26 protein-coding genes are annotated in these 23,736 nt (G+C 69.9%); 11 read left to right on the top strand and 15 right to left on the bottom strand.

Going from position 1 to position 23,736, the window contains the following annotated elements:
- Positions 1-140: 140 nt before the first annotated feature.
- From LZ495_RS02670 to LZ495_RS02650, 5 genes are all read right to left on the bottom strand, one after another.
- Positions 141-551, bottom strand: a complete 411-nt coding sequence (locus LZ495_RS02670) for a hypothetical protein (protein ID WP_235050185.1) — start codon at positions 549-551, stop codon at positions 141-143.
- Between the two features lie 172 nt (positions 552-723).
- Entirely contained in the window at positions 724-1,296 is a 573-nt protein-coding gene (locus tag LZ495_RS02665) for a hypothetical protein (RefSeq protein WP_235050184.1), read from the bottom strand.
- A gap of 111 nt (positions 1,297-1,407) precedes the next feature.
- Positions 1,408-1,860 (bottom strand): hypothetical protein, encoded by a 453-nt coding sequence (locus tag LZ495_RS02660; protein ID WP_235050183.1) that lies wholly within the window; start codon positions 1,858-1,860, stop codon positions 1,408-1,410.
- Positions 1,861-1,959: 99 nt separating this feature from the next.
- On the bottom strand, positions 1,960-2,442 hold the full coding sequence (locus tag LZ495_RS02655) for a hypothetical protein (RefSeq protein ID WP_235050182.1): 483 nt from the start codon (positions 2,440-2,442) through the stop codon (positions 1,960-1,962).
- Between the two features lie 204 nt (positions 2,443-2,646).
- Positions 2,647-3,123, bottom strand: coding sequence for an ATP-binding protein (locus LZ495_RS02650; protein WP_235050181.1), 477 nt, complete (start codon positions 3,121-3,123; stop codon positions 2,647-2,649).
- 166 nt (positions 3,124-3,289) lie between these two features.
- Here LZ495_RS02650 and LZ495_RS02645 point away from each other — a divergent pair, with 166 nt between their 5' ends.
- From LZ495_RS02645 to LZ495_RS02630, 4 genes are read left to right on the top strand one after another with little or no spacing between them, the layout of a single operon-like run.
- Entirely contained in the window at positions 3,290-4,153 is an 864-nt protein-coding gene (locus LZ495_RS02645) for a helix-turn-helix domain-containing protein (protein ID WP_235050180.1), read from the top strand.
- A complete protein-coding gene (locus LZ495_RS02640) occupies positions 4,150-4,347 on the top strand; it encodes a DUF397 domain-containing protein (protein ID WP_235050179.1) in 198 nt (65 codons plus the stop codon). The genes LZ495_RS02645 and LZ495_RS02640 overlap by 4 nt, the downstream gene beginning before the upstream one ends.
- On the top strand, positions 4,344-4,532 hold the full coding sequence (locus LZ495_RS02635; RefSeq protein WP_235050178.1) for a DUF397 domain-containing protein: 189 nt from the start codon (positions 4,344-4,346) through the stop codon (positions 4,530-4,532). The genes LZ495_RS02640 and LZ495_RS02635 overlap by 4 nt, the downstream gene beginning before the upstream one ends.
- Entirely contained in the window at positions 4,525-4,707 is a 183-nt protein-coding gene (locus LZ495_RS02630) for a DUF397 domain-containing protein (protein WP_235050177.1), read from the top strand. Before LZ495_RS02635 ends, LZ495_RS02630 begins: the two co-directional genes overlap by 8 nt.
- Positions 4,708-4,925: 218 nt before the next feature.
- On the opposite strand, the gene LZ495_RS02625 is transcribed toward LZ495_RS02630, so the two are convergent.
- From LZ495_RS02625 to LZ495_RS02610, 4 genes are all read right to left on the bottom strand, one after another.
- The gene (locus tag LZ495_RS02625) at positions 4,926-6,398 is read right to left on the bottom strand and encodes an AAA family ATPase (RefSeq protein ID WP_235050176.1); all 1,473 of its coding nucleotides are present in this window, start codon (positions 6,396-6,398) and stop codon (positions 4,926-4,928) included.
- A gap of 98 nt (positions 6,399-6,496) precedes the next feature.
- Positions 6,497-7,906 (bottom strand): sensor histidine kinase, encoded by a 1,410-nt coding sequence (locus LZ495_RS02620; protein ID WP_235050175.1) that lies wholly within the window; start codon positions 7,904-7,906, stop codon positions 6,497-6,499.
- A complete protein-coding gene (locus LZ495_RS02615) occupies positions 7,906-8,640 on the bottom strand; it encodes a response regulator transcription factor (protein WP_235050174.1) in 735 nt (244 codons plus the stop codon). The genes LZ495_RS02620 and LZ495_RS02615 overlap by 1 nt, the downstream gene beginning before the upstream one ends.
- Positions 8,641-8,784: 144 nt before the next feature.
- Positions 8,785-9,987: a S1C family serine protease gene (locus tag LZ495_RS02610; RefSeq protein WP_284701849.1), complete on the bottom strand. Its 1,203-nt coding sequence runs from the start codon at positions 9,985-9,987 to the stop codon at positions 8,785-8,787.
- A 370-nt stretch (positions 9,988-10,357) separates the two neighbouring features.
- On the opposite strand from LZ495_RS02610, the gene LZ495_RS02605 reads away from it, so the two are divergent.
- From LZ495_RS02605 to LZ495_RS02590, 4 genes are all read left to right on the top strand, one after another.
- The gene (locus LZ495_RS02605) at positions 10,358-11,464 is read left to right on the top strand and encodes an alcohol dehydrogenase catalytic domain-containing protein (RefSeq protein WP_235050173.1); all 1,107 of its coding nucleotides are present in this window, start codon (positions 10,358-10,360) and stop codon (positions 11,462-11,464) included.
- 73 nt (positions 11,465-11,537) lie between these two features.
- The gene (locus LZ495_RS02600; RefSeq protein ID WP_235050172.1) at positions 11,538-12,461 is read left to right on the top strand and encodes a cyclase family protein; all 924 of its coding nucleotides are present in this window, start codon (positions 11,538-11,540) and stop codon (positions 12,459-12,461) included.
- Positions 12,462-12,683: 222 nt separating this feature from the next.
- Positions 12,684-13,163, top strand: a complete 480-nt coding sequence (locus LZ495_RS02595) for a MarR family winged helix-turn-helix transcriptional regulator (RefSeq protein WP_235050171.1) — start codon at positions 12,684-12,686, stop codon at positions 13,161-13,163.
- 361 nt (positions 13,164-13,524) lie between these two features.
- Positions 13,525-14,721: a globin domain-containing protein gene (locus LZ495_RS02590; RefSeq protein WP_235050170.1), complete on the top strand. Its 1,197-nt coding sequence runs from the start codon at positions 13,525-13,527 to the stop codon at positions 14,719-14,721.
- A 115-nt stretch (positions 14,722-14,836) separates the two neighbouring features.
- Here the strand turns inward: LZ495_RS02590 and LZ495_RS02585 are convergent, their stop codons facing one another.
- Positions 14,837-15,652, bottom strand: coding sequence for an SDR family oxidoreductase (locus tag LZ495_RS02585; RefSeq protein WP_235050169.1), 816 nt, complete (start codon positions 15,650-15,652; stop codon positions 14,837-14,839).
- 90 nt (positions 15,653-15,742) lie between these two features.
- Between LZ495_RS02585 and LZ495_RS02580 the strand changes: the two genes are divergently transcribed.
- Together LZ495_RS02580 and LZ495_RS02575 are read left to right on the top strand one after the other, a co-directional pair.
- Positions 15,743-16,690, top strand: a complete 948-nt coding sequence (locus LZ495_RS02580) for an enoyl-CoA hydratase/isomerase family protein (RefSeq protein ID WP_235050168.1) — start codon at positions 15,743-15,745, stop codon at positions 16,688-16,690.
- Positions 16,687-17,733 carry a TIGR03617 family F420-dependent LLM class oxidoreductase gene (locus LZ495_RS02575; protein ID WP_235050167.1) on the top strand — a complete coding sequence of 349 codons (1,047 nt, stop codon included), beginning with the start codon at positions 16,687-16,689 and terminating at the stop codon, positions 17,731-17,733. Before LZ495_RS02580 ends, LZ495_RS02575 begins: the two co-directional genes overlap by 4 nt.
- Before the next feature lie 75 nt (positions 17,734-17,808).
- On the opposite strand, the gene LZ495_RS02570 is transcribed toward LZ495_RS02575, so the two are convergent.
- The 4 genes from LZ495_RS02570 to LZ495_RS02555 all read right to left on the bottom strand — a co-directional run bounded on the left by LZ495_RS02570 (position 17,809) and on the right by LZ495_RS02555 (position 20,785).
- Positions 17,809-18,006 (bottom strand): hypothetical protein, encoded by a 198-nt coding sequence (locus tag LZ495_RS02570; protein WP_235050166.1) that lies wholly within the window; start codon positions 18,004-18,006, stop codon positions 17,809-17,811.
- A gap of 166 nt (positions 18,007-18,172) precedes the next feature.
- A complete protein-coding gene (locus tag LZ495_RS02565) occupies positions 18,173-19,009 on the bottom strand; it encodes a hypothetical protein (protein ID WP_235050165.1) in 837 nt (278 codons plus the stop codon).
- Positions 19,010-19,154: 145 nt separating this feature from the next.
- The gene (gene grpE / locus LZ495_RS02560) at positions 19,155-19,748 is read right to left on the bottom strand and encodes a nucleotide exchange factor GrpE (RefSeq protein WP_235050164.1); all 594 of its coding nucleotides are present in this window, start codon (positions 19,746-19,748) and stop codon (positions 19,155-19,157) included.
- 200 nt (positions 19,749-19,948) lie between these two features.
- Positions 19,949-20,785: an SDR family oxidoreductase gene (locus tag LZ495_RS02555; RefSeq protein WP_235050163.1), complete on the bottom strand. Its 837-nt coding sequence runs from the start codon at positions 20,783-20,785 to the stop codon at positions 19,949-19,951.
- Between the two features lie 403 nt (positions 20,786-21,188).
- Here LZ495_RS02555 and LZ495_RS02550 point away from each other — a divergent pair, with 403 nt between their 5' ends.
- Complete coding sequence (locus tag LZ495_RS02550) at positions 21,189-22,892, top strand: MFS transporter (RefSeq protein ID WP_235050162.1); 1,704 nt, start codon at positions 21,189-21,191, stop codon at positions 22,890-22,892.
- A gap of 153 nt (positions 22,893-23,045) precedes the next feature.
- Here the strand turns inward: LZ495_RS02550 and cysC are convergent, their stop codons facing one another.
- On the bottom strand, positions 23,046-23,660 hold the full coding sequence (gene cysC / locus LZ495_RS02545; RefSeq protein ID WP_268822185.1) for an adenylyl-sulfate kinase: 615 nt from the start codon (positions 23,658-23,660) through the stop codon (positions 23,046-23,048).
- Positions 23,661-23,736 lie beyond the last annotated feature (76 nt).

The following is a 23,736-nucleotide window of genomic DNA, read 5'->3' as shown; positions in this document are numbered from 1 at the left end:
GAGGGGGGGCGCGGGGGGCGGGGGGGGGGGGGGTGGGGGGGGGGGGGGCCCCCCCCCCCCCCCCCCCCCCCCCCCCCCCACCCGCACCGCGACGCCTACTGCTCACGCGCCGCCGTCGAGCGCCGTATTCAAGGTAGGTCCTAGTCGACCTCGATGCTGACCTTCCACGTCCTGGTGGTGGACGGGCACTCGGCACCCGACGCGACGGGCTTGCAGACCCCCTGCGCGGTGATGGCGCTCGTTCCGGGCTCCTGGACCTTGAAGACCGCGGTGGCACCGCCGTTCGGGGACGTACTGCCGGCGGTGCGCTCCAGCACGCCGGAATCGGAGGCCGAGGGAACACGCCAGGTCCACTTGAGGCCCTGGGCCTGCTTCGGGGTGAGGGTGACCTTGACGGTGTCGCCCACGGGGACCAGGACGGTCTTCCCGCTGTCGGCGTTGGTCAGGGTCACGGTCGCGGCGGACGCCGGGGTGTAGGCGCCGACGCCGACGCTGAACACGACGGCGGCAGCCAAGGACAGGCCGGCACGGCCAAGACGAGATGCAGTCATGCAGAGATCCAACGACGAGGGCCGCACTGCGGCACGTCTCCACCGCCCGAGCCGCCACACCGTCACACCACCGGCTCAACGCGGCCCCGCACGCAGGAGAACCGCTCGTGTCGTGCAGCGATGCGACCGCTGTCGGGCGCTGCGGGCCATGCCTTCAAGGCACTGCCGTGTGTCAGTACGCCAGCCACTCCCGACGCGGCAACGGCCCCTCGGAATCACACAGATACTCGCTCCAAGCAGGGCCCACAAACACAGCGCGGGTCAGCATGATGTCTCCCGCACGCTGGGCGCGCACCATGAGTCCGACGCCCGCGGAACCGAAGTCTCGGGTAGCGGTCTGATAGACCGTGTCGCCCAGTCCGAGCCCGTCCACCTTGGCGAAGAACGACACAACGGTTGTCGAAGGGGTCCGTCCGATCAACTCCAGCCCATCCCAGGTGACCTGTGGCCCGAGACAGGCGTCCACCGCGACTCCCGCGAGCTCGTCGACGTCAGCGCGCCGAAGGCCGTGACCAGTCGGGCCGGTGGCCGCGTTTTCCGGGGAAACTGCACGGTAGTACGCAGTCACCCCATCCCCGGGCAGCGGCCGGTCAAGGAGCCGAAAGCTGTCATGGTCCGGGCTGCTGCACGTGGGCCATTCACCCAATGCGTCCTGCACCTCGGCACGGGTCATCCCGAACCGCAACGGACCCACTTCGATCAGTGGGCTGAAGTCCCACCGCCTGCGCTCCTCTTCCGCCAGCATGGGCCACACACCGTCAGCCCAAGCATGCGTACTACTAAATGCGTTCACGCGCGTCCGCCCCAGTCACTGTCATGTCCTCGCCCGGCGGCCACTGGCAACACCGGCACCTGCTCAGCCGAAGAATCGACGCCGACGCTTCTCCGGCGGAGGCGGAACGACCCGTTTCGGGGGGACGAACGAGGTGGTGCGGACCAGCTTGGCCACGCAGAGGCGGAAATGCCGTGTGTGCGTGCCGTCCTGGATGGCCACCAGCCAGGAACGCTCGCCCAGTTGGTAGATGCGTCGGGAATGTGACCACAAGCCATGTCTGAAACGTCGACTCGGAAGGTGGGTCTGCAGGAGCTCTTCCGCCCAGGCGACGGCGTGCTCTTCGTCCCGTGCCTCATGCTCGGCGACAAGCTTCCAGCGGTAGACGTCGAAGCCACCTACCCCGTCCACGTCGCCGATGTCATCATCCTGCTCGATCAGGACGCACCACGTTCCCTCGGATTCCACGTCCACCACCCCCGAGACCGATTCACGGCATCCCGAGGCAAGCGAGCCCGCAGCCTCGGACGACACCACAGCGAAGCAACCTTGACATCCGCTTTCGGGATGGGCCCGTACATGCCACACGGTGGCGTCGCGGCTTCGCGCGACGCCACCGTGTGAAGTGCCCGGGACTCAGCTTACGAGCGGTGACCCGTGGAGCGGCCAGAGCACGGGGCCCTTGCCGTCGTTGGCGATGTCGGCGTAGACGGACCCGTCGGTGGACCAGCTGCCTCGCGTCGGGCCGTACGTCGTGTACTCGAACGTGTCGGTGCTGTTCGGGTAGCTGGCCGTGCGGACGTTCCACGTCTTCTGTGTCATGCGCCGATCCACCCGTTCGCCGTACATGTCGAACAGGAAGGAATTGAACGCCGGCGCGCTGCGCCCGGAGTCCCAGCTGTACGCCTGGACCTTGGCCGTGTGCCGTAGATAGGCGCCCTGCCGCTGGATGCACAGGGTGATGGTGATCTTGACGTCGCCGCGATTGGGCAGGTCGAAGTTCCTGGCACTGGATTGGCACACGGGCGCGGGCGCGGCTTCGGCCGGGGCCGCCATCGCAACGCCGGCGCCGACCGTGGCGGCCAGGGTGACGAGCATGCTGGCGATCTTCTTGCGCAAATGACACCTCGAGGACGGGAAGGGGCGCGCTCGATCCACAGAACGCCGTGGCCTGCGGGTTTGCACGCGGATGGTGTTTTTACACTAGGTCTGCGGTGGCCGACCGCGATATCCGCTTGGCGCCGGATGCCCCGCGCGCGGATGACGGCAGAACTGCCCTGAACAGGCACCGTCGCCGCCTCACCGTCGGCGCGGAGGTCGTCCTCACCGACGGCCGCGGCCCGCCCTACGCGGCACCGTCGCCGCCGTCGAAGGCTCATCGAGTTCTGCCCAGACGGTCTTGCCGGCCGAGAGGTACGGAGAAGCGCCCCAGCGGTCGGCCAGGGCAGAGACGATGAGGAGTCCGCGGCCGGACTCGGCCTCGATGCCTGGCAGTTGCGTGGGAAGGGACAGATCTGAGCTGTGCGGATCCGCGACCTCGATGCGCACAGTTCGCGTCGGGGAACCGAGGCGGAGAACGAGCCGGAAGTCCCAGTCGCCGGCGGCTCCGTGCAGCACCGCGTTCGCGGCCAACTCCGCCACGATGGTCTCGCCGCGCTCGGCGATGTCGGGCGGCAGCCGCCAGGCTTGAAACTGCTCAATGGCGAGAAGCCGGGCGAGGCGGGCCCCGCGTGGGGTGGCGGTCAGCACCTGGGCGAATGTATCTGCGGCGGGCGGCAGTTGGGGAATCGTCGCGCTCATGGAGTCAACCGTGGCCGGTTTTGAGTGCCGTCGGCGAGCGACTCGCTTCGTACGGTGGGTGAGCGTACGGGTGCAATCCGTAGACGGTACGCATGCTTTCCGGCCAGTCTGTTGCGTTGGACAACGGGGGACCCATCGCACGCACGTTGCACAGGAGGGGCCGCACATGACCGACGACGAGCGCGGCGACGTGACGGAAGAAGATCTCGGATGGGAACGGGAACCCGATCCCTCGGACAGCCTGCGGACGTTCGGAGCAGTGCTCCAAGCGCTGCGCGAGCACGCGGGATTCAGTCGGGCGGCATTCGCCGAGAAGGTGCGCTTCTCGAAGCACACGATCGAATCGGTGGAACTGGGTCGGCGGATGCCGGACAGCTCGCTCATCGACCGCGCGGAACCGCTGCTCGGCAACACGGGAGCGCTCCGCAAGGCCGCGAAGCACCTGACCCGCAGCGACCCGGGCCTGGCAGCGTGGTTCCGCCGCTGGGCCCGCTTGGAGCGCATCGCAGTCAGCCTCTACACGTACGAATGCAGGCTGGTGCCAGGCCTGTTGCAGTCGGAGGCGTACGCGAGGGCGGTATTCGAGGGCACTATTCCGCTCTTGACGGACGCCCAATTGGACGCGCAAGTCGCTGCGCGACTTGAACGCCAGCGGATGATGACCGAACGCCCGCACGTGCCGTTCAGCTTCATCGTGGAGGAAGCCGTCCTGCGCCGCAGGTTCGGCGACCCGGACGCGATGCGGGAGATGCTCAGTCTTGTTCTGGAGCACAGCAGGCCCCGCAATGTGACGTTGCAGGTCGTGCCGATCGAGGCCGGACTCCACGCGTGCTTGGACGGCCCGCTGCAACTGCTCCAAACCCCCGACGGAAGGCGCCTGGCTTATGCCGAGGGGCAGCAGAACGGGCGACTCATCGCTGACTTGAAAGAGGTAAGCCTCCTGCATCAGCGCTATGACACACTGCGCTCGCAGGCCCTGAACCCTGATGACTCGCGGGACCTGCTGGAGCGACTGCGAGGAGAACTATGAGTACGTCGGAACTCTCCTGGTTCAAGTCCAGCTACAGCGGAAGCCAAGGGGACAGCTGCGTGGAGGTGGCTGTGACTGAGCAAGCCGTTCACGTACGGGATTCCAAGACGACGGCCGGGCCAGCGCTCACGCTCGATCGCGCAGACTGGGCGCGATTCGTGGCATCGGCCGAGCGCGGGGATGCTCGGGCATGACGCGCCGAGACTGGTTCAAGTCCAGCTACAGCGGTACGCAGGGCGACAGTTGCGTAGAGATCGCGATCACGGCGCAGGCTGTTCACATTCGGGATTCCAAGGTGGCTGAAGGGCCCGTGCTCCTGGTCCGCCCGGGCAATTGGGCGCGGTTCCTCCACGGCGCCGAGGGACTCGATCATGGCTGAACTGACCTGGTTCAAGTCCAGCTACAGCGGCAGCCAGGGCGACGACTGCGTCGAGGTCGCCGTCAGAGAAGCGGCGATCCACGTCCGCGACTCCAAGCATGAAGGCGGGCCCATGCTCATGGTCCGTCGCTCCGACTGGGCGCGGTTCGTGCGTACCGCCGGACGGTCTGTGTAGAACCCGAGTCAAGCGCGTCCGGCCCCTGCCGCATCCTCGGCAGGGGCCTTGCCTCTCGCGTACGCCCGTTCTGGTAGGCGTGGAGCCCCCGAGGCGTCGACGAGTACCGCGCGGCAGTCGGGGAATCCTCGCGCTCGTGAGGTCAACCGTGGCCGGCGTTGAACGCCGGCGGCGAAGGACGCGCTTCGTGCGGGGTGATACTCCTGCCCGGCCACGACCTACGACGGACGGTAGAGCGTCGGCAGGTCGATCAGGTGGATGTCGGGCGAGGCCTCGGCTGCCGCTTGGGCCTTGGCGTTGAATCCGGCTCCGCTGAAGCAGAGCAAGCGTGTGCCAGACGTGTCGTAGCGACCCGCCGCGGTGACGAGGTCGCGGATGTGCTGCAGCCGCTCGATGTGCGCGATGCCGATCGTGTCGTTCCATTTTGCTTCGCCGATGGCGAGGAGCGGTGGTTTGGTGCCGTCCGCGATACCGACGGCCGCGACGTCGACCTCGTGGCCGGTCCGGGTAGTCGCGTCGTGGACGACTCCGTGCCCTACGCGCGCGGGCAGGCCGCCCAGCAGTTCGGGGTCTGCGTGGTGGAGCGTCCAGTCCCGGCAAACCTGTTCGAAGTGCGGCCCCAGGACGTTGCTGGTGAAGCGGTGGCGGCTGGCTCGCCAGACCCGCGCTGCACTGCCGGGACGTTCCAACTGGTCCCAGACCGGGCGCATGATGGCGTGGTAGAAGCCGATCAGGGGCTCGGCGATACGGTACGTCGGACGGTTGTCACGGAAGACATCCGCGTCGCGGTGCAACAGGCCCGCATCCTCGAGCACGTTGATCGGGTGCGCGATGTCGGTCGCTTTGCGCTCCAAGTAGCCGGCCATCCCACCGCGCGTGGCGTTGCCGTCGGCGACGGCGGCCAAGACCGACAGGTACAGCCCGGTGTCGCGCAGTTCGGGCTCCTCGGCCAGCAGATACCGCGCTTCCCGGAACAGCGGGGTCTCGGGGTTCAGCACCGTACGGACGATCCAGCTATCGAAGTCGTCGGGGCCGTCCGGGCTGTCGTTGCGGGCGAATTCCCGGCGGTACGCGGGAGTTCCGCCCACGACTGCATTGACCTTGAGAGCGAGGTGGGGGTCGGTGATGCCCCAGAAGTCGGCGGCTAGGCGATGGTCCAAGGGACGGACGATCAATTCCAGACCGGCCCGGCCGCGGAGCGGTGCGTTGCCGGAGAGCAGGCTTCCCATGAACGACAGCGCCGAGCCGCACAAGAGAAGGCGAGTGCGTGACGCCGCACGCTGGTCCCGAAGCGGGCGCAGCGCCTCCTGGATGACGGACGGGAGCTCGGAATTTGCTCGGGCGAGGTAGGGGAACTCGTCGATCACCACAGGTACCGAGTGCTCGGTACCGAGGGCAAGCAGCGCGTCGATGGCTTCGGCCCAGTTCGCGAAATGGAACGGGCTTGCCGGTCGGACGTGCTCGGTCAACGCGGCGCTGATCCGCCGCAGGGATTCTGCGTCGGCCCCTTCGGTCGCCCCGAAGTAGAAACCACCGGCTGCTCGGCATGCTGCTTCGAGCAGGAAGGTCTTCCCCTGCCGGCGTCGTCCGGACACGACGCCGAGCGTTGCGCCGGGCTGGGGGTCCGTGATGAACCGGGTCAGCGCGGACCACTCGAAATCACGGTCGAACATCTCCACGGGCTTGCGCACGCCGCACCTCGACAGTTTATAGAACTACACTTCTATAAACTGTACCCCTATATTGGTGACCACTCTCCGTAGGTGGACAATCTCCTAGCGTAGAGCGCTCAGGGGCCTGGGGCGGTGCGGGTACCGGGGAGGCGCATTCGTACGAGGGTGCCGCCGCCTTCGGCTGGTTCGAGGGCTACGGTTCCTCCACTTTCGGCGACTGTGCGGGCGACGATGGCGAGGCCCAGACCGGAACCGGGGAGGGCGCGTGCTGTGTCGGAGCGCCAGAAGCGTTCGAAGACGTACGGGGCGTCGGCCGGGTCGATGCCGGGGCCGTGGTCGCGGACGGTGAGTTGGCCGTCGGTTAGGCGGACCTCGATGGTGCCGTCGGCGGGGCCGAACTTGATGGCGTTGTCGAGGAGGTTCAGGACGGCGCGTTCAAGTTCCTGTTCCTCGCCGCGGACGTACCAAGGGGTCAGGTCGACGGCGAACGTGACGTCGTGGCTGCGGAGTTTGGCGCGTTCGACGGCCTGTTCGGTGGCGGTGTGGAGGGCGGCGATGCCTTCGGGGCGGGTGTTTCGTACGCGGTCGGGGCGGGCGAGTTCGAGTAGGTCGCCGACGAGGCCGGAGAGTTCCCGGAGTTGCCCGCGGACATTGCGCAGCAGGCGCTTCTTGTCGTCTGTGGGAAGCGGGCGGCCCTGCTCCTCGCTGAGGAGGAGCAGGTCGGTGTTGGTACGCAGACTGGTGAGAGGTGTACGGAGCTCGTGGCCGGCGTCGGCGATGAGGCGCTGTTGGCGCTCACGGGAGGCTTTGAGGGCTCCGGTCATGGAGTTGAAGGAGGCTCCGAGGCGGGCGATTTCGTCCTTGCCGTCGACGGGGATGACGGTGTCCAAGTCCTCGGTGCGGGCGACGTGCTCGACGGCGTCGGTGAGGCGATCGACCGGCTTGAGGGCGGCGCGGGCGACGAGGAGGCCGGCGGTGCCTGCGCCGATGACGCCGACTCCGGACACGATCGCCAGGAGGATCGCCAGGTTCTCGAGCGAGTTGTCGATTTCGGTGAGAGGGCGGGCGACCGAGGACGCACCGACTGTCGACCCCGACCTGTTGAGGATGGGACGGGTGAAGACACGGAGGTGCGTGCCGTCTTCGGCGGTGGCGTTGTGAAAGGTCTCCGGTTCCTTTCCTTGCGCCACCTTGATGTCGCCTGAAGAAGCCGGGAACGGCGATGCGTCCGGCTGTGTGCACGCCTCGCCGGCCGGCGTGACGATTTGCACTGATTCCAGTATCGGCCGTGGTTCTCCCATGAAGCGCGGCGACATCGAGGGCATCTCGATGTCCTCACAGGTGAGAGTGGTGCCGGGCGGCGGGTCGAGGCGCATGACCGGCCCTCGCCTGAGTGATTCGTCCATCTGGGAGATCAACTGATCCCGCGTCAAGAACCAGCACACCAAGGACGCCGCGGCCACGGCGAGGGCGACCGCGACGCCGGTCAGCAGGGCCAAACGGGCGCGGAGCGTGAGGCGACGCATCAGGACCCCTCGGGGGCGCGGAGGACGTAGCCCACGCCGCGGACCGTGTGGACCAGGCGCGGCATGCCGCCCGCCTCGGTCTTGCGGCGCAGGTACATCACGTACACGTCCAGGGAGTTCGACGACGGCTCGAAGTCGAAGCCCCAGACGTTGTGCAGGATTTGCTCGCGGGTGAGGACCTGCCTCGGGTGCGAGAGCAGCAGCTCCAGCAGCGTGTACTCGGTACGCGTCAGCTCGATGGACGTACCTGCCCGGGTCACCTCGCGGGAGCGGGTGTCCATCCGCAAGTCAGCGAATTCGAGGGTGCCGTCGTCGTCTGCGGCATCGCCGTTGGCTCCGGACAGCATCGTGCTACGCCGCAGCAGCGCCCTTACCCGGGCGAAGAGTTCGTCGAGTTCGAACGGCTTGACGAGGTAGTCGTCGGCGCCCGCGTCCAGGCCCGTGACGCGGTCGCCGACCGCGTCGCGCGCGGTGAGCATCAGGATCGGTACGGTCTCGCCCCGCGCACGCATGCGCCGTGCCGCGGTCAGCCCGTCCATCCGCGGCATCAGGACGTCGAGGATCACCAGGTCGGGAGTGGCCTCCCGCTCCAGAGCCTCCAGCGCCGCGAGGCCGTCGGGGGCCAGCGACACCGCGTAGCCCTCGTACCGGAGGCTGCTCTCCAGCGCTTCGCGCACCGCGGGCTCGTCGTCGACGACGAGGATGCGGGCGCTTGCGGACGCGGGACTGCTCATCGGGCTGCTGTTCTCCTCATCGTTCTGCTCATCGGTCTGTTCATGGTCTGCCGTGCGCACGGGCACCGCCCGCGGCCACGCTCCCACGCCGTTCGTGCGCCGCGGACGATTCACGCCGGACGCGGGGCCTTGTGTCGCCCCCGCTTATGCCGCCGTGCCGGACTCGAGGTTGCTCAGCAGGGCCTTGACCTGGTTGATCGGGATGGCGAAGCCGAGGCCGACGCTGCCCGCATCGGTGCCGAGTGCGCCCGAGGTGGGGGAGTAGATGGCCGAGTTGATGCCGATCACGCGCCCGTTCATGTCGACGAGCGGGCCGCCGGAGTTGCCGGGGTTGATCGACGCGTCGGTCTGGATCGCCTTGTACTTGGTGCCCTGCGCGGCGGAATCAGAGCCGGAGCCGGAGCTGCCGGACGTGCCGGACGTGCCGAACGGCAGCCCGCGCGGGTCCTGCTGCTCGTCCGGCACGGTCACCTCGCGGTTCAGCGCACTGACGATGCCGGACGTCACCGTGCCGGTCAGGCCCTCCGGCGAGCCGATGGCGACCACCGGGTCGCCGACCGCGACGCTGTCCGAGTCGCCGAGCGTGGCGGGCTTCAGGTTGTCGACGCCGTCCACCTTGAGGACGGCCAAGTCGCTGGCGCTGTCGCTGCCGAGGACGGTGGCCTTCGCGGTGCGGCCGTCGTTGAACGTGATGGTGATCGTGCCGTCGGTGGCGCCGTCGACCACATGCGCGTTGGTGAGGATCTTGCCGTCCGCACTCAGGACGATGCCGGAGCCGGTGCCCTCGCCGCTGCGGGTCCGGACGCCGATCTCGACGACGCTGGGCAGCACCGCGGCGGCGACCGCCGAGATGCCGGTGAGGTTCTTGTCCGCAACCGAGGTCACGGGGGCCGCGCCTGAGACGTACGCGTCGGGCTTCGACGAGCCGCCCGCCTCGGTACCGATCCAGCCGCCCGCCGCGCCGCCGACCAGTCCGGCGGCCAGCGCGGCCGCGACGACGACGGCGAGGGCGCGGCGCTTGCGCGGGGCGCGGGCGGGGCCGTCGGATGCCGCCGACGGCATCGGGGCCACGGCCGGGAGTACCGCGGTGGCGGCGGACCCGTCCGGGGCGGACAGGTAGCCGGTGAAGGGGTTGCCGGTCGGCGGGGTGCCAAGCGACGGAGCGTGCGACGCGGCGTCCTGCCCGGGAACGGGCGCGGGAGCGGGAGCAGCACCGGCACCGGCAGCGGGAAGGGGAGCGGGAGCGGCGGAGTGGGCCTGTGCCGGGGTGGGGCCGGCTACGTCCGGGACACCCTCGGGGCGCGGCGGGAACGGTTCCTGGCCGGGGGTCTTCGGTGTCGTGTCCATGGGCAAGAGCGTCGGGCGGGATTCTGAGAATCGGCTGAGTGCGCGATGAAGTACGCCCTCAATCTCAATCTCGGCGGAGGAGCGGCGAGGAACCGGCGGACATCGCGCCGCAGAACCCGCGGGAGACCGTCGGGACGCCGACCGGGAGCCGCCAGGAAGCCGACCGGCCGCTGACCTGCCCCCGGTCCACCGCCCGCAGCCCCCGCCGGAGGCGAAAGCGCAGGCAAACGCATCCCCGACCGCCCTTGACCCTTGCAGAGGCCAGTGGCTAAATCGGAGCCGGTCACCCCGGATCACCAGGTTCAGCCGCACCGGCCGGACCGATGGGACCCCGGGGCCCGGCCGCCGAAGAGCACACGAGGAGAACTACATGCGCGCGATCCTGCACACGGCCAACGGTGTCGAGACCCGGGACGACGTCGAGATCCGGGACCCGGAGGCCGGCGAGGTCCTGGTGCGGATCGCGGCGACCGGCGTCTGCCACAGCGACGTCAGTGTGCTGGAGGGCGTCATCGAGTGGCCCGCCCCCGCGGTTCTCGGCCACGAGGGCGCCGGCATCGTCGAGAAGATCGGCGCGGGCGTGACCGCGGTCAAGCCCGGCGACCACGTCGTCATCACCACCATCGCGGCGTGCGGCATGTGCCGGTACTGCCAGACCGGGCACCCCAACCGCTGCCGCCAGACGCTCGGCAACCGCAGCACGCCGTTCTCGCTGAACGGCGAGCCGGTGTGGAACTTCGCGGGTGCCTCGACGTACGCCGAGTTGACCCTGGTCAAGGAAATCCAGTGCGTGACCATCCCGGAGGACGTGCCGCTCACCTCCGCGTGCCTGGTCCCGTGCGGCGTGGTGACCGGCGCCGGCGCGGTGCTCAACCGGGCCAACATCCTGCCCGGCCAGACCGCCGCGGTGATCGGCCTGGGCGGCGTGGGCCTGTCCGCGGTCCAGGCGCTGCGCCTCAAGGGCGCCGGCCGCGTGGTCGGCGTCGACACCGTGCCCGGCAAGTTCGACCTGGCCCGGCAGTTCGGCGCCACCGACTTCGTGCAGGCCGGCAAGGACGTGGACGTCGCGGACGAGATCCGCACCCTCTTCCCGTACAGCCCCACCCAGAAGGTCGGCACGTTCGGCGCGGGCGGCGTGGACTGGATCTTCGAGTGCACCGGGCACCCCGCGGTCCTGGAGAACGCGCTGGAGGCGCTCGACTGGGGCGGCACGCTCATCGCGGTGGGCCAGCCCTCGCAGACCGCGACCGCCAACATCCGGATCGCGAACCTGCTGCAGTGCGACCGCGGCATCCTCGGCACCCGGGCCGGCGGCGTGCGCCCGCACGAGGACATCCGGGCCATTGTCGAGCTTTACCGGCAGGGGAAGTTCGACCTGGACGCGCTGGTCTCCAAGGTGTATCCGTCGGACGGATTCCTCGACGTTCTCGACGACATGCACAACGGCCGCATCGCGCGCGGCGTGCTCGCATTCTGAAAACCGGTTTTCGTCAGCAGGTTATGCCGGTCCGGCACGTTCCACTCGTTCCATCCGAGCTCGGGGAGAGCCCATGGCAGAGCAGGCGGAGACCGCGGTCGGCAACTGGGGCCGCTGGGGCCCCGAGGACGAACGCGGCACGCTCAATCTGATCGATGCGAAAGGCGTCGCGGCGGCCGCGCACGAAGTGCGCACCGGCCAGGCCTATGCGCTCGGGCTGCCCATCCAGCGGGAGGGCGCGCCGATCTTCGACTACCGCGGCGCGCCCCAGCGGCTGACCCTCACCAGCCAGACGGACAACATGTTCGACGACTTCCCCGGCGGCACGGAGGTCGGGGCGAACGAGGACGTCCTGGTGATCGCGTCGCACAGCATCACGCACATGGACGCGCTGTGCCACGTGCAGCACCGCGGCAAGTTCTACAACGGCTTCGACGCCTCGACCTTCCGCACCCACACCGGTGCGGCGCGCTGCGGCATCGAGAAGATCGGGGCGTTCGCGGCCCGCGCGGTGCTGCTCGACCTGCCGCGCTTCAAGGACGTCGCGTTCCTCGAGCCGGGTTACACCATCACCCGCGCCGACCTGGAAGGATGCGCCGCGGCGCAGGGCGTCGAGGTACGGGCCGGCGATGCGCTGCTGGTGCGCACCGGGCACCTGGACAACTTCCGGGCCGAGACGTCGGCGGGCCGCGAAGTGCCGTTCGCGCAGGCCGGACTCGGGCTCGACGCGGTGTCCTTCATCCGCGAGCACGACATCGCCGCGGTGGGGTCGGACAACAGCGCGATCGAGGTCATCCCGTTCGACGACAACGTCTTCCTGTCGGTGCACATCGCGCTCCTCGTGGAGCTGGGCGTGCCGCTGATGGAGCACCTGTGGCTGTCCGACCTGGCGGCCGGCATGGCCGAGGCGGGCACGTACGCGTGTCTGCTCACCGTGACACCGCTGCCGGTGACCGGTGCAACGGGGAGTCCCATCAACCCGGTTGCCATTGTCTGAACGGCTGGTCACTGCCATAGTTCGGAGATAGTTCGGAACGGCCCCGGAATTTCGGTACGCCGGACGGGAATGCAGCATCCCGCGTACCGTCACCGACAGGCCGTCTCGGTCTCGTTTCCTCCGTCGGGACCGAGACGGCCGCCCGGATTCACCCCGCCCGGTGTCACGATCCGGAAATCGGATTAATAAATTGACGAAGTCAAGTACTGGTACGATGGCGCCGTGAACTCCACCGACAATGTCGAGGCGATCCAGCGGGCGCTGGAAGCCCTCCTGCGCCGTCACGCCAGCCGCCGAGTCTACGCGCAGCAGGCAGCGGTCGCCGGGGCCACCATCTCGCAGCCCGCGTACGTCCTCCTGCGCCGCGTCAAGAAGGCCGGGCCGCTGCCGATGGGGGAGCTGGCGCGGCTGACCAACATGGACCCGGGTGCCACCGCGCGCCAGGTGGGCCAGTTGGAGCGCGAGGGCTACGTGAAGCGCTCGCCGAGCCCGGACGACGGCCGCGTCAGCCTGGTCTCGCTGACCCCGCGCGGCGATGCGGTGCGGCGCCGGCTCAGCTCCGTCATGGACCAGCACCTGAGCGAGATGCTGCAGAAGTGGAGCGAGGACGACCGCGCCGCGTTCGCGGTGCTGCTCAACCGCTTCGTCGAGGACATGGCGACCACCGAGCTGCACAGCACCGTCGAGGACGAGTCGGCCTGACGCCGCGGTCCGGCGCGTCGGAGCCTGTTCGGACGTGTCGGCCCCTGTCTGGCGCGTCGGCCCCTGCCTGACGCCGTCCAATTTGCGCGGGATTTCCGCGATCGGACGCCGGCTCCGACGTACCGGCGGGCCGGGTCCGATCCGCCCGGGCGGCGGCGCTCCGACTGCGGCGCAAGCCGTACTCCCGTGCTGCCGAACGTGATTCCGGCCCGGTCTCGACGAGACCGGGCCGGTTTGCGTCCGTCTTCCATATGGTTCCGTCTGGTTTACTGTGGTCTGGACCAATCGGCGGAGGATCGTCGCCAACCGTGCAACTCCACGGTTGTTTGCCGCGCGCGATCATCCCGTAGCATCGCCCGCTGTGACTCTCGATCCGCGCGTCCTGCGCCAGAGTTTCGCCATAGTCGAGCGCCGCGGCGACCGGATGGCGAAGTACTTCTACGCCCATTTGTTCCGCGAGCACCCCGGCGTCCGCGGCCTGTTCCCGGCCGACATGCAGGAGCAGCGCGACCGGCTGTTCGGTGCCCTGACCGCGGCCGTGACGCATGTCGACGAGCCGGACGTGCTGGTCCCGTTCCTGCAGAAGCTGGGCGCCGACCACCGCCGCTTCGGCGCCCTCGCCGCGCACTACCCGGCGGTCGGCGCCAGTCTGGTCGCGACCCTGAAGTACTTCTCCGGCGATGCGTGGAGCGAGGAGGTCGAGACGTCCTGGCTGGCCGCGTACACGGTCATCTCGGACGTGATGATCGCCGCCGCGCAGCAGGCCGAGGACGACGGCGAACCCGCGGAGTGGCGCGGCGAGGTGGTCGCCCGCACCCGCCCGGTGCCGAGCGTCGCGGTGCTCACGGTGCGGATCGACCCGGAGTACCCGTACGTCCCCGGGCAGTACCTGAGCGTTGCCCTGCACGACCCCGAAGTCCTCAACGTGTGGCGGCAGTTCTCCATCGGCAACGCACCGCGCAAGGACGGCACGGTCGACCTGCACGTGCGCCGAATACCCGGCGGCGCGGTGTCCGAGCGGCTCGTCGACGGCATCCGCGTGGGCGACACGCTGCGCATCGGCAAGGCCATGGGGGCCGCCACGCTCATCGAAGGCAGCGACCGGCCGCTGCTGTTCGCGGCCGGCGGCACGGGCTGGGGCGCGGTCAAGGCGCTCGTCGAGGAGTACGAAGTCACCCGGCCGGACCGCGCGGCCACCCTGCTGCTGATCGCCCGGGACGGCGACGACGTCTACGACGCGGAGGCCGTCGAGCACCTGCTGTACCGCTGCCCGAAGCTGGAGGCCTGGGCGATCCTGCCGAACGGCGCACGGGCCGGGGAGGAAGTCCCGACCGCGCTGGAGCGGCACTTCCCTGGGCCGGAGGCCGAGGCGTACCTCGCCGGTCCGCCCGGCATGGTGCGCGCCGCGCGCGAATGGCTCACCGCGGTCGGCGGCCTGCCCGACGAGCGGATCCGGCACGACGTGCAGCCCGAGGAGTTCTCGGTGACACGGCCGCTCACCCCGGCGGACTGGTTCATCCAGCGGCCGCCGGTGCCCTGGATCCGGCGGCCGGAGTAGGGCGCCCGGGCCGGGTGCTGCATGCGAAGTGCGGGGCGCGGGGCGCGGGGAAAGCCGAACGGCCCGGTGGCGGGCCACCGGGCCGAACTGCGTTCCTATGAAACGCGCGTGCGGACTACGCGAGGCCGGAGAAGTCGATGTTGCCGACCGTCAGACCGGCGTTGAAGCCGCCGTCCAGGTTGATGTTCACGCCGTTGATGAACGCCGAGGCGTCCGCGCCCAGGAACGCCAGGCCCAGCGCGACGTCCAGGCCGGTGGCCAGGCGGCCGTTGCCCTGCGAGACGTTCCAATCGATGACCTTGTCGGACATCGTCTTGCGGAAGTCCGGCAGCAGCGGGGTGTCGATCGGCGACGGGCAGATGCTGTTGACGCGCAGGTTCTTGGCGGCCGCGGTGCGCGCGTAGTGCATCGTGTAGACCTGCACGATCTCCTTGGAGTAGGAGTACGCCTCGACCTCGCGGGAGGCCAGCTCGGCCTGCGCGGCGTCCCAGTCCTCGATCGCGATGAGCGCCTTGATGTCCTCGAGGTGCGGGCCCCAGCCGAAGCCGGCGATGGACGCGGTGTTGACGATCGCGCCGCCGGCCTGCAGCGTGCCGTTGTCCACCAGCGCCTCGGTGAGGCGGCGCAGGCCGAGGTAGTTGACGCCGAACACGACCGGCGCCGGCAGCGTGCCCGCCACGCCCGCGTTGTTGAACAGGACGTCCAGCGGGCCGTCTTCGGTGATCGCGGCGATCGCGGCGTCGACCGAGGCCGGGTCGTTCAGGTCGGTCTGGATGAACTTCTGCGCCGAACCGGTCGGCTCCTTGACGTCCAGGACCGTGATGTGCGCCGCACCCAGGTCGGCCAGCAGTTCGACGAGGGCGGCGCCTACGCCGGAGAAGCCGCCGGTGACGACGACGCGCTTGCCTTCGTAGCTGAACGGGCTGGTCATGAAGCAGTTCTCCTCAGAGCGTGGTGCGGGAGCCTGGTCAACGTATAACCGTCGCTTGACACGGTCAAGAGTGCTGCTTAGCGTCGCCGGGTGAGCACACAAGCCGAGGAACCCGCGGCCGGGCCGCCGGTCCGTGTCGACATCTCCGCCGGTGTCGCCGTCGTCACACTGGACCGCCCCGAGCGGCTCAACGTCTTCTCGGGCGGGATGGGAGTCGCGCTCGGAGCAGCGTATGCCCGATGCGACGCGGACGACAGGGTCCGGGCGGTCGTCCTGACCGGCGCCGGCCGGGCATTCTGCGCGGGTGCCGACCTGACCCCCGCGGCAGGCGCCTTCGATGCGCCCAAGCGTGCCCGGGAGTTCACCGCCTCGCCGGTCGACCCGCCCGCGTGGCGGCTGCGCAAACCCGTCATCGCCGCCGTCAACGGGCATGCCATCGGCATCGGGTTCACCCTCGCCATGGAATGCGACCTGCGGTTCGTCGCGGCCGACGCGAAACTCGCCATCCCGCAGGTGCGCCGCGGCATGGTGCCGGACGCCCGGTCGCACTGGACGGTGACACGTGCCGCATCGCAGGCGGTGGCCGCCGACATCCTGCTGACCGGCCGTACCTTCCTCGGCACCGAGGCGGTCGCGCTCGGCCTGGCCTCGCGGGCGCTGCCCGCCGACGAGGTGCTGCCCGCGGCGCTGGCCGCGGCCCGCGACATCGCGGACAACGTCAACCCGCTCTCCGCCGCGCTCAGCAAGCGCCTGCTGTGGCTCGACAGCCCCGGGCCGGACCGCGTCGAGGCGCTGGAGACCGCGTACCACCGGCTGCTGATGGGCAGTCCGGACGCCAAGGAAGGCCCGCGCGCGTGGGCCGAACGGCGGGTGCCGGAGTGGACAGGGCGCGTCTCGGAAGAGTGGGATCGCGTCCTGGACGCGGAACGTGCGCTGGACGCGAAACGTGCGTGGGACGCGGAGCGCGTCCCGGAACGGGAACCGGATGCGGAACGCGTCCGGGATCAGCAGTCGGAACGAGAAGCGGAGCAGCCGTGACCCTCCCCCCGCTCGACGTCATGGCCGCAGGCCAGGGCCTGCGCGAGACCGCCGCCACCGCCGGGGCCGCCGAGCGCGCCGGATTCGACGGCCTCTGGCTCACCGAAGGCGGCCGTACGTCCTTCGGCGCCGCGACCGCCGCCGCGCTGGGCACCGAGTCGCTCACCGTCGGCACCGGCATCGCGGTCGCGTTCGCGCGCAGCCCGATGATCGCCGCGGCCGCCGCCCGCGAACTCCAGGAGGCCACCGGCGGCCGGTTCATCCTCGGCCTCGGCACCCAGGTGCGGGCGCACGTGGAACGCCGCTACTCCGCCGAGTTCGACCGCCCCGGCCCGCGGCTGCGCGAGTACGTGGAAGCCGTCCGGGCCATCTGGCGGTCCTTCCGTGGCGAGGAACGCCTGCGCTACCAGGGCGAGTTCTACAACTTCTCGCTCATGACCCCGGAGTGGTCGCCGGGGCCGACCGAACTGCCCGACCCGGAGATCTACCTGGCCGGCGTCAACCCGTGGATGCTGCGCATGATCGGCGAGGTCGGCGACGGCCTGCACGTCCACCCGCTGCACAGCATCCGCTACCTCGACGAGGTCGTCCGCCCGCACATCGCCGAGGGCGCGGCCCGGGCCGGACGCGACCCGGGCGCGATCGCCCTCGTCGTCCCGGTGATGACCGCGGCCGGCGACACCGACGCCGAAATCGACGCGGAGCGCGCCAAGCTGCGCCTGCGCCTGGCCTTCTACGGCTCCACACCGGGGTACGCGAAGGTGTTCGAGACGCACGGCTGGGACGACCTCCAGCCGCGCCTGAACCGGCTGTTCGCCGGAAAGGACCGCGACGGCATGGCCGCGGCCATCACCGACGAGGTGCTCGACGCGCTCACCGTCACGGCCCACTGGGACGGCCTCGCGGACGCACTCGCCACCCGCTACCGGGGCGCCGCGGACCGGCTGGTCGCCTACTCGGCGGTGGGGACGTGGAAGACGCCCGGCAACGTGGAGCGCTGGGCCGCGGTGGCAGCGGACTGGAGGAAGCTGGCCGCGCAGTAGGGGGCGGCGCGGCCGTGTGCTGCGCAGGTGAGCTCTGTGCGGTGACGCGTTGTGCGGTGGTGTGCCGGGGGCGGCTCACAGGGGGATGAGCTGCTCCGGCCGTACCGTGACAGTGACCTGTCGGGTGCCGCCCAGCAGGCCGGGCACCGTGAACGCGACCGACACGCCGCGGAACCCGACGTCGGTCACCACCCCGGCCGCGTCACGGGGGACGTACGGCTTGCTCCAACTCTCGATGTCGGTGCCGGCCGCGACTTGATCGCCGATCTTCATGGAAGGTCCGCCTCTCCTCGGGGAATGGACTGGGAGGCAATGAGCCGCCCATTCAACCCCCGAAGTGGCAGCGAGGCATGGCATTTTCGAGATACCACTCCAAGGAGTGATAGGCAGTGGTACCGGCTCGCGATCGAGGGGCGGGCCGGGAACGGCCGCGGGTCGCTCAGCAGCCGACGAACTCCGGTGCCCAAGTCAGCAGAATGCCGTGGGCGGCGGCGAGCGGGATCCACCTGGAGGATGCGGGCTGTTTCTCCAGGACCAGCACAGGGGTGACGCAGCTTGCGGTGCCGGCCGCCTGCGCCTGATGCGCGTAGTCGAGGATTTGGCCGATGCCGAGCCGGATCTGTTGGTCCTCGCCGGTTCCGCTCAGACTCTTGACTTCGCCGATGAAGACCTCGTCGTCGTGTGCCCAGCCGATGTCGAAGCGGGGTGCGTTGCGGTCGTGTGTGCACGCCTTGATGCCCCGGCCGGCGAGGTGGGCGATGAGCGCGGCGATCGTGGCTTCGTGCGCTGCCGTGCCGCGGTCCAGCAGGTCGAGATCGACCATGCGCACCGCTTCCTGGCGGCTGCCTGTCCTGCGGGGACGGAGCGGCCCGCCCAGGATTCCGTCACCGCTGTGGGGCAGGACCAGGACCCGCCTGCCGCCGTCGGCCCTGCGCAGTTCGAGGCACCGCGCCGACTTCCGCCGGATCAGGTTGCTGAACCCGGCGGCGTCCACGACGCATACGTGGAAGCCCCGATCGCGCTCCGCCGCGACCCGGACCAGCGTCCGGCTGTAGCCCCGGTCGGTGTCGGTCACGGCCTTGCTCGCCAGGTCCCCGTGGACCACGACCGAAACCGCCCCGGAGTAGTCCGCCCGGGTGGCGGCGCCGCGTGCTTCGGCCAGCGTCACGCAGTCCCGGCGGACCGTCCGGACGCCGTCGACGAGCACGGCGCCGGTGAAACACAGCGTCCGGCCTTTCAGTGTGCGGACGAAGCCGTCGCACTCCTTGCGTCCCACTGAACCCCCCATGGCCGGGCGTCGGACATCTGGCGTCGAGGAAACTACCGAGGCGGATGGGGAGTTGACCAGAATGAGGGGGAATCGCGAGCAGTCTGGTCCGGCGTACCCCGGGAGCCGGCCCCTCTCGTGGCGGTGTCCGCCGTCAGACTTGCGCAGTGGGCGCGGCAGGAGCGTTCGGGGTTGCGGGCGCCGGGGAGGTCTCGCCGGTGCGGGCCAGGACGACTTCGGCTTTTTTCAGGACCCTGCTGGTGCCGGCCACGGTGAAGCCCGCGCCGATGATCTCCACCACCGTGCCGTCCGGCGCCGCCTCGTACGGCGGGACGATGGTGCTCGGCTGGTGCACCTCTTCGTCGAAGCGATCCCCCGGCGCGGTGCCGATGCGGGACACGCCGAGGCGTTCCAGTAGGTCCACCGCATCGGCGGCGAAGCGCGCCAGCAGCTCCGCCACGAACGTGTCCTCGCGTGAACCAGCCTTCCTGGCCTGCCGGTTGAGCTGGTCGTAGTGCCGGATCAGGCCCAGGCGCGCGGCCGCGAAGAAGGCCTCTGCCTCGCCGCGGCGCAGCCGTTGGTTCTCGTCGTGCAGCAACTCGGCCACCCGGGCGTGCCGTTCCGCACTGCGGGCGACCGCCTCGACAGCCTCGCGCAACCGCTGGAGCTCCATGCGTACCGCGTCGCGCTCGCCCTCGCCGCCGTCCGGACCGCCGGTCGCCGACGAGCCCCCGTGCTCTTGCGTCATGCGCCCCTCGCTGTCCAGCAGCCGGTCGGAAAGGGAAAAGTCACCGTAGCGGACGGGCTGCGCCCGGCAACAGCGCTGCGGTGATCTTCCGGTGAATGGCCGGTTGCGGAACGGGAGTTGATCAATGAGGCGGGAGGCGAAGGGGGGTGGTTCCTCGAGGGCGGGCTCGGGTGCGGACCGGAAGCAGGTACGGACCGGGCTCAGATCTCCGGGTCGCGGAAGTCCTTCGGCGGGCGGACCCCGCCGGCCGGGCCCGGTACGCCGCGGAACTTGTACATCAGCGGCTCGCGCCCTGCCTGCACCACCCACGCCTGCCCGGTCTCCGTGCTGCGCAGGCAGCCCAGGACCGCCGCGGCGATGTCCGGGGGCGTCAGCAGCGGCATGCCCTGCTCCTCCAGGTACGCCTTCGCGCCGCCCAGCAGCGGGGTGTCCGTCAGGCCGGGGCACACCGCGTGGATGGTGATGCCGCGTCCGGCCAGCTCCGGGGCAAGGGCGCGGACCAGGCCGACGACTGCGTGCTTGGTGGCCGTGTAGATGGGGTCGCGGGGGAGTGCGACCAGCCCGGCGAGGGACGCCGTGGCGACCAGGCGGCCTCCTCCGCGCCGCTCGATCGCGGGCGCGAGGGCGCGTGCGCCGTAGACGACACCGTCCACGTTGATGGCCATGATGCGCCGGTACGCCGCGTCGGTGAGGCTGTCGAGGCCCGCGCCGCCGGTGTCCACGCCGGCGTTGAGGAAGCCGATGTCGATGCCGCCGAAGACCTTGGTGGCGTTCTCGACCAGGCGCGCCCAGTCGGCGGACGAGGTCACGTCCAGCTCCGCGTACCAGGCGCCCAGGGTGTCCGCGGCCTTCTGGCCGGCGGTCGGGTCGATGTCCGCGACGACGACCTGCGCACCGGCGCCGATCAGGGCTTCCGCGGTGGCGTACCCGATCCCGGAGGCTCCGCCGCTGACCACGGCGACGCGTCCCGCCAGGTCGTATGCGGGAGGTGCCGGCTCGGCGGCCGTCTCGGCTCCGGTCGGTACGGCATCTACCACAGGTCCCCCTCGGCTGTGGGCCGCACCGGCGCGCACGGCCGCACCCGGATTGTGCTCTATGACCGGCATCACGTCCAGACCTTGACTTTCTCCCGGGGAGAGTGATCCTCTTCATCTGACGGTGCGTCAGCTAGTGGCCGTGGTCACAGATGAGACACAAGGCGCGGTATCCCCGAGATGTGTCTTCACAGAGCCGACCCAACATGCTAAACACTGTCAAACAGTTCGGACCGGACTCCCAAATAAGGAGTCGGTTGGCAGCTCCGGGGAGCGCTGAACCACCCGTCCGACCTCCTCTGTAGTCAATAGCGGACACGTGCGCCCGTGTGGTGACACGTGTCACGTGCACGCCCTGCTTCACACAGTTCATGCACAGCACAGAGCACAGAACGGACAGGCCCTCATGTCTGAGACCGCAACACCCCCAGCAGGACCTTCGCGACAGGTCTCGGACGACGACACCGGACGCCTCGACGGCGCCTCCAAGGGACGCCTCTTCGGGATCCTCGCGATCATCGTCCTGTTCTCCGAGGTCGTCCCGCTGCAGTACGCGATGATCTCGGCCGCGGTGCCCAAGATCGCCCCCAGCTTCCCGAGCGCGGGTGAGGGCATCTCCTGGATGATCGTCATCCTCGGCCTCGTCGGCGGCGCGATAAGCCCGCTCATCGGCAAGCTCTCGGACCTGCACGGCAAGAAGAAGATGCTGCTGGTCTGCAGCGTCGCGTTCCTGGCCGGCACCGTCCTGTGCGCCACCACCAGCAACTGGCCGCTGTTCCTGGTCGGCCGCGGCCTCCAGGCGGTCGCCTTCGGCATGACGGCCATCGTCTACGGCCTCATCCGCGACCTGATGCCCCGCAAGTTCATCCCGGTCGCCATCGGCATCTCGGCCACCGGCCTCGGCCTGTCCGCCGCGCTCGCGCCGATCCTGGCCGGCGTGCTGACCGACCACTACTCGTGGCGCTCGCTGTTCTGGTTCCTGGCCATCTTCATGATCGTCGCGATCCCGCTGCTCATCGCGTTCGTGCCGGAGAGCAAGCTGCGCGTCAAGCAGAAGCTCGACTACGTCGGCGCCATCGTCCTCGGCATCGGCCTCGCGATGATCCTGCTCTACATCAGCCAGGGCGAGAACTGGGGCTGGGCCGAGCCCACCGCCTGGGGCTACGCGGTCGGCGGCGTCCTGGTCATCGCGGCCTGGACGGTGTGGGAGAAGAAGGTCGACGAGCCGCTCATCGACATGAAGCTGCTCACCGCCCCGAAGGTCGCCGCGGTCCTCGCCATCGCCTTCCTGGCGAACATGATCATCGGCGTGCAGAACTACCTGACCTCGTTCATGGCGCAGACCCCGGAATCGGCCGAGCTGAAGGGCCAGATCACCGGCGGCGTGCTGATGCAGACCGAGGCCGGCGCGAAGGCGCAGGGCGCCCCGGACGCGATGATCCCGCAGATCCTCGAGGGCGTGAAGCAGGGCATCGTCTTCAACGACTCGCTCGACTACGCGCTCGGCTTCTCGATGCTGGCCATGGCGCTGCACCTGGCCGTGTGGCAGTCGATCGGCAGCATGATCTCCGGCCCGGTGGCCGGCGCCTGGGGCCAGCGCGTGGGTCTGCGCACCCCGATGATCGCGGGCATGTCGCTGCTGTCGGCCGGCGCGCTGATGTACGTCTTCCTGCACGACAACTGGCAGCTCATGCTGATCTGCGGTGTCGTCTACGGCCTCGGCTTCGGCATGTACTACTCGGCCGCCCCGAACCTCATGATCGAGGCGGTGCCGCAGGAGCAGCAGGGCATCGCGTCCAGCATGCTGGTCGTCGCGCAGTCGTTCGGCGCCTCGGTGGGCGTCGCGTTCCTGTCGCCGATCTTCACCCGCAACGAGTTCGAGCTGACGGTGACCAACCCGATGACCAAGGAGGTCACGGTCACCGCGATCCCGCAGGTCTACACCGAGAGCGCGTACGTCCAGGGCTTCTGGATGGCGGTCGTGGTCGGCCTCCTCGGCCTGGCCATCGCCATCTTCATGAAGCACGGCCGCAGCGCGGCCACCGGCGGCCTCGGCCACGACGGCGCCAAGCCGGACGGCAGCCCGGCCCGCGAGACGGTCGACGCCTGACCGGTCGCCACCCGGCCGCCCGGCGGCTGACGTAGCGTCACGAGGCAAGTACGGGAAGGGCCCCGGAGCCGAAACCGGCTCCGGGGCCCTTCCCATTCGCTTTGCCGCTGCCGCTGCCGCTGCCCCGGTGCCGGCTTCGGCCCTGGTGCGCCGTCAGCCGCGCAGGCGGTTCAGCTCGGCCACCAGGCGCGCCGCCTGCTGCTCCGGGTCGCCGTCCTCCGGCGTCAGCCGCAGCTCCGGGCTCAGCGGTGCCTCGTACGGCGCGTCGATGCCGGTGAAGTCGCGGATCTCGCCGGCCCGGGCCTTTGCGTACAGGCCCTTGGGGTCGCGCCGCTCGCATTCGTCGATCGGGGTGTCGACGAAGACCTCCAGGAACGGCAGGCCGTCCTTCTCGTGCAGCTCGCGCGCCCGGTCGCGGTCCGCCCGGTACGGGCTGATCACCGGCACCAGCACGACCACCCCGGCGTCCGCGAACAGCCGCGCCACCTCGGACACCCGGCGGATGTTCTCGGTACGGTCCGCCTCGCCGAAGCCCAGGTCCGCGTTCAGCCCCAGCCGCAGGTTGTCGCCGTCCAGCCGGTACGCCGCGATCCCGCGCTCGACCAGCAGCCGCTCGGCCACCACCGACACGGTCGACTTGCCCGAGCCCGACAGCCCGGTGAACCACACGGTCGCCCCGCGCCCGGGGCGGTCCGCCCGGCTCACGCCGCTGTCGTGCCACACCACGTTGCCGTTCGTGCCGCCGCCGCTGCTGTCGCTGCCGCTCATGTCGCTGCCGCTCCGTCCCGGGCTCGTCCTCGTCCGTCCGCCGCCCCGCGTGCCGATCTTTGCGCCGACGGTACCG

This window comes from Yinghuangia soli (assembly GCF_021502675.1).
GTDB lineage: Bacteria > Actinomycetota > Actinomycetes > Streptomycetales > Streptomycetaceae > Yinghuangia > Yinghuangia soli.
The sequence above is the reverse complement of the archived record's forward strand: the minus strand, read 5'-3'. Positions and strand labels throughout refer to the sequence as shown.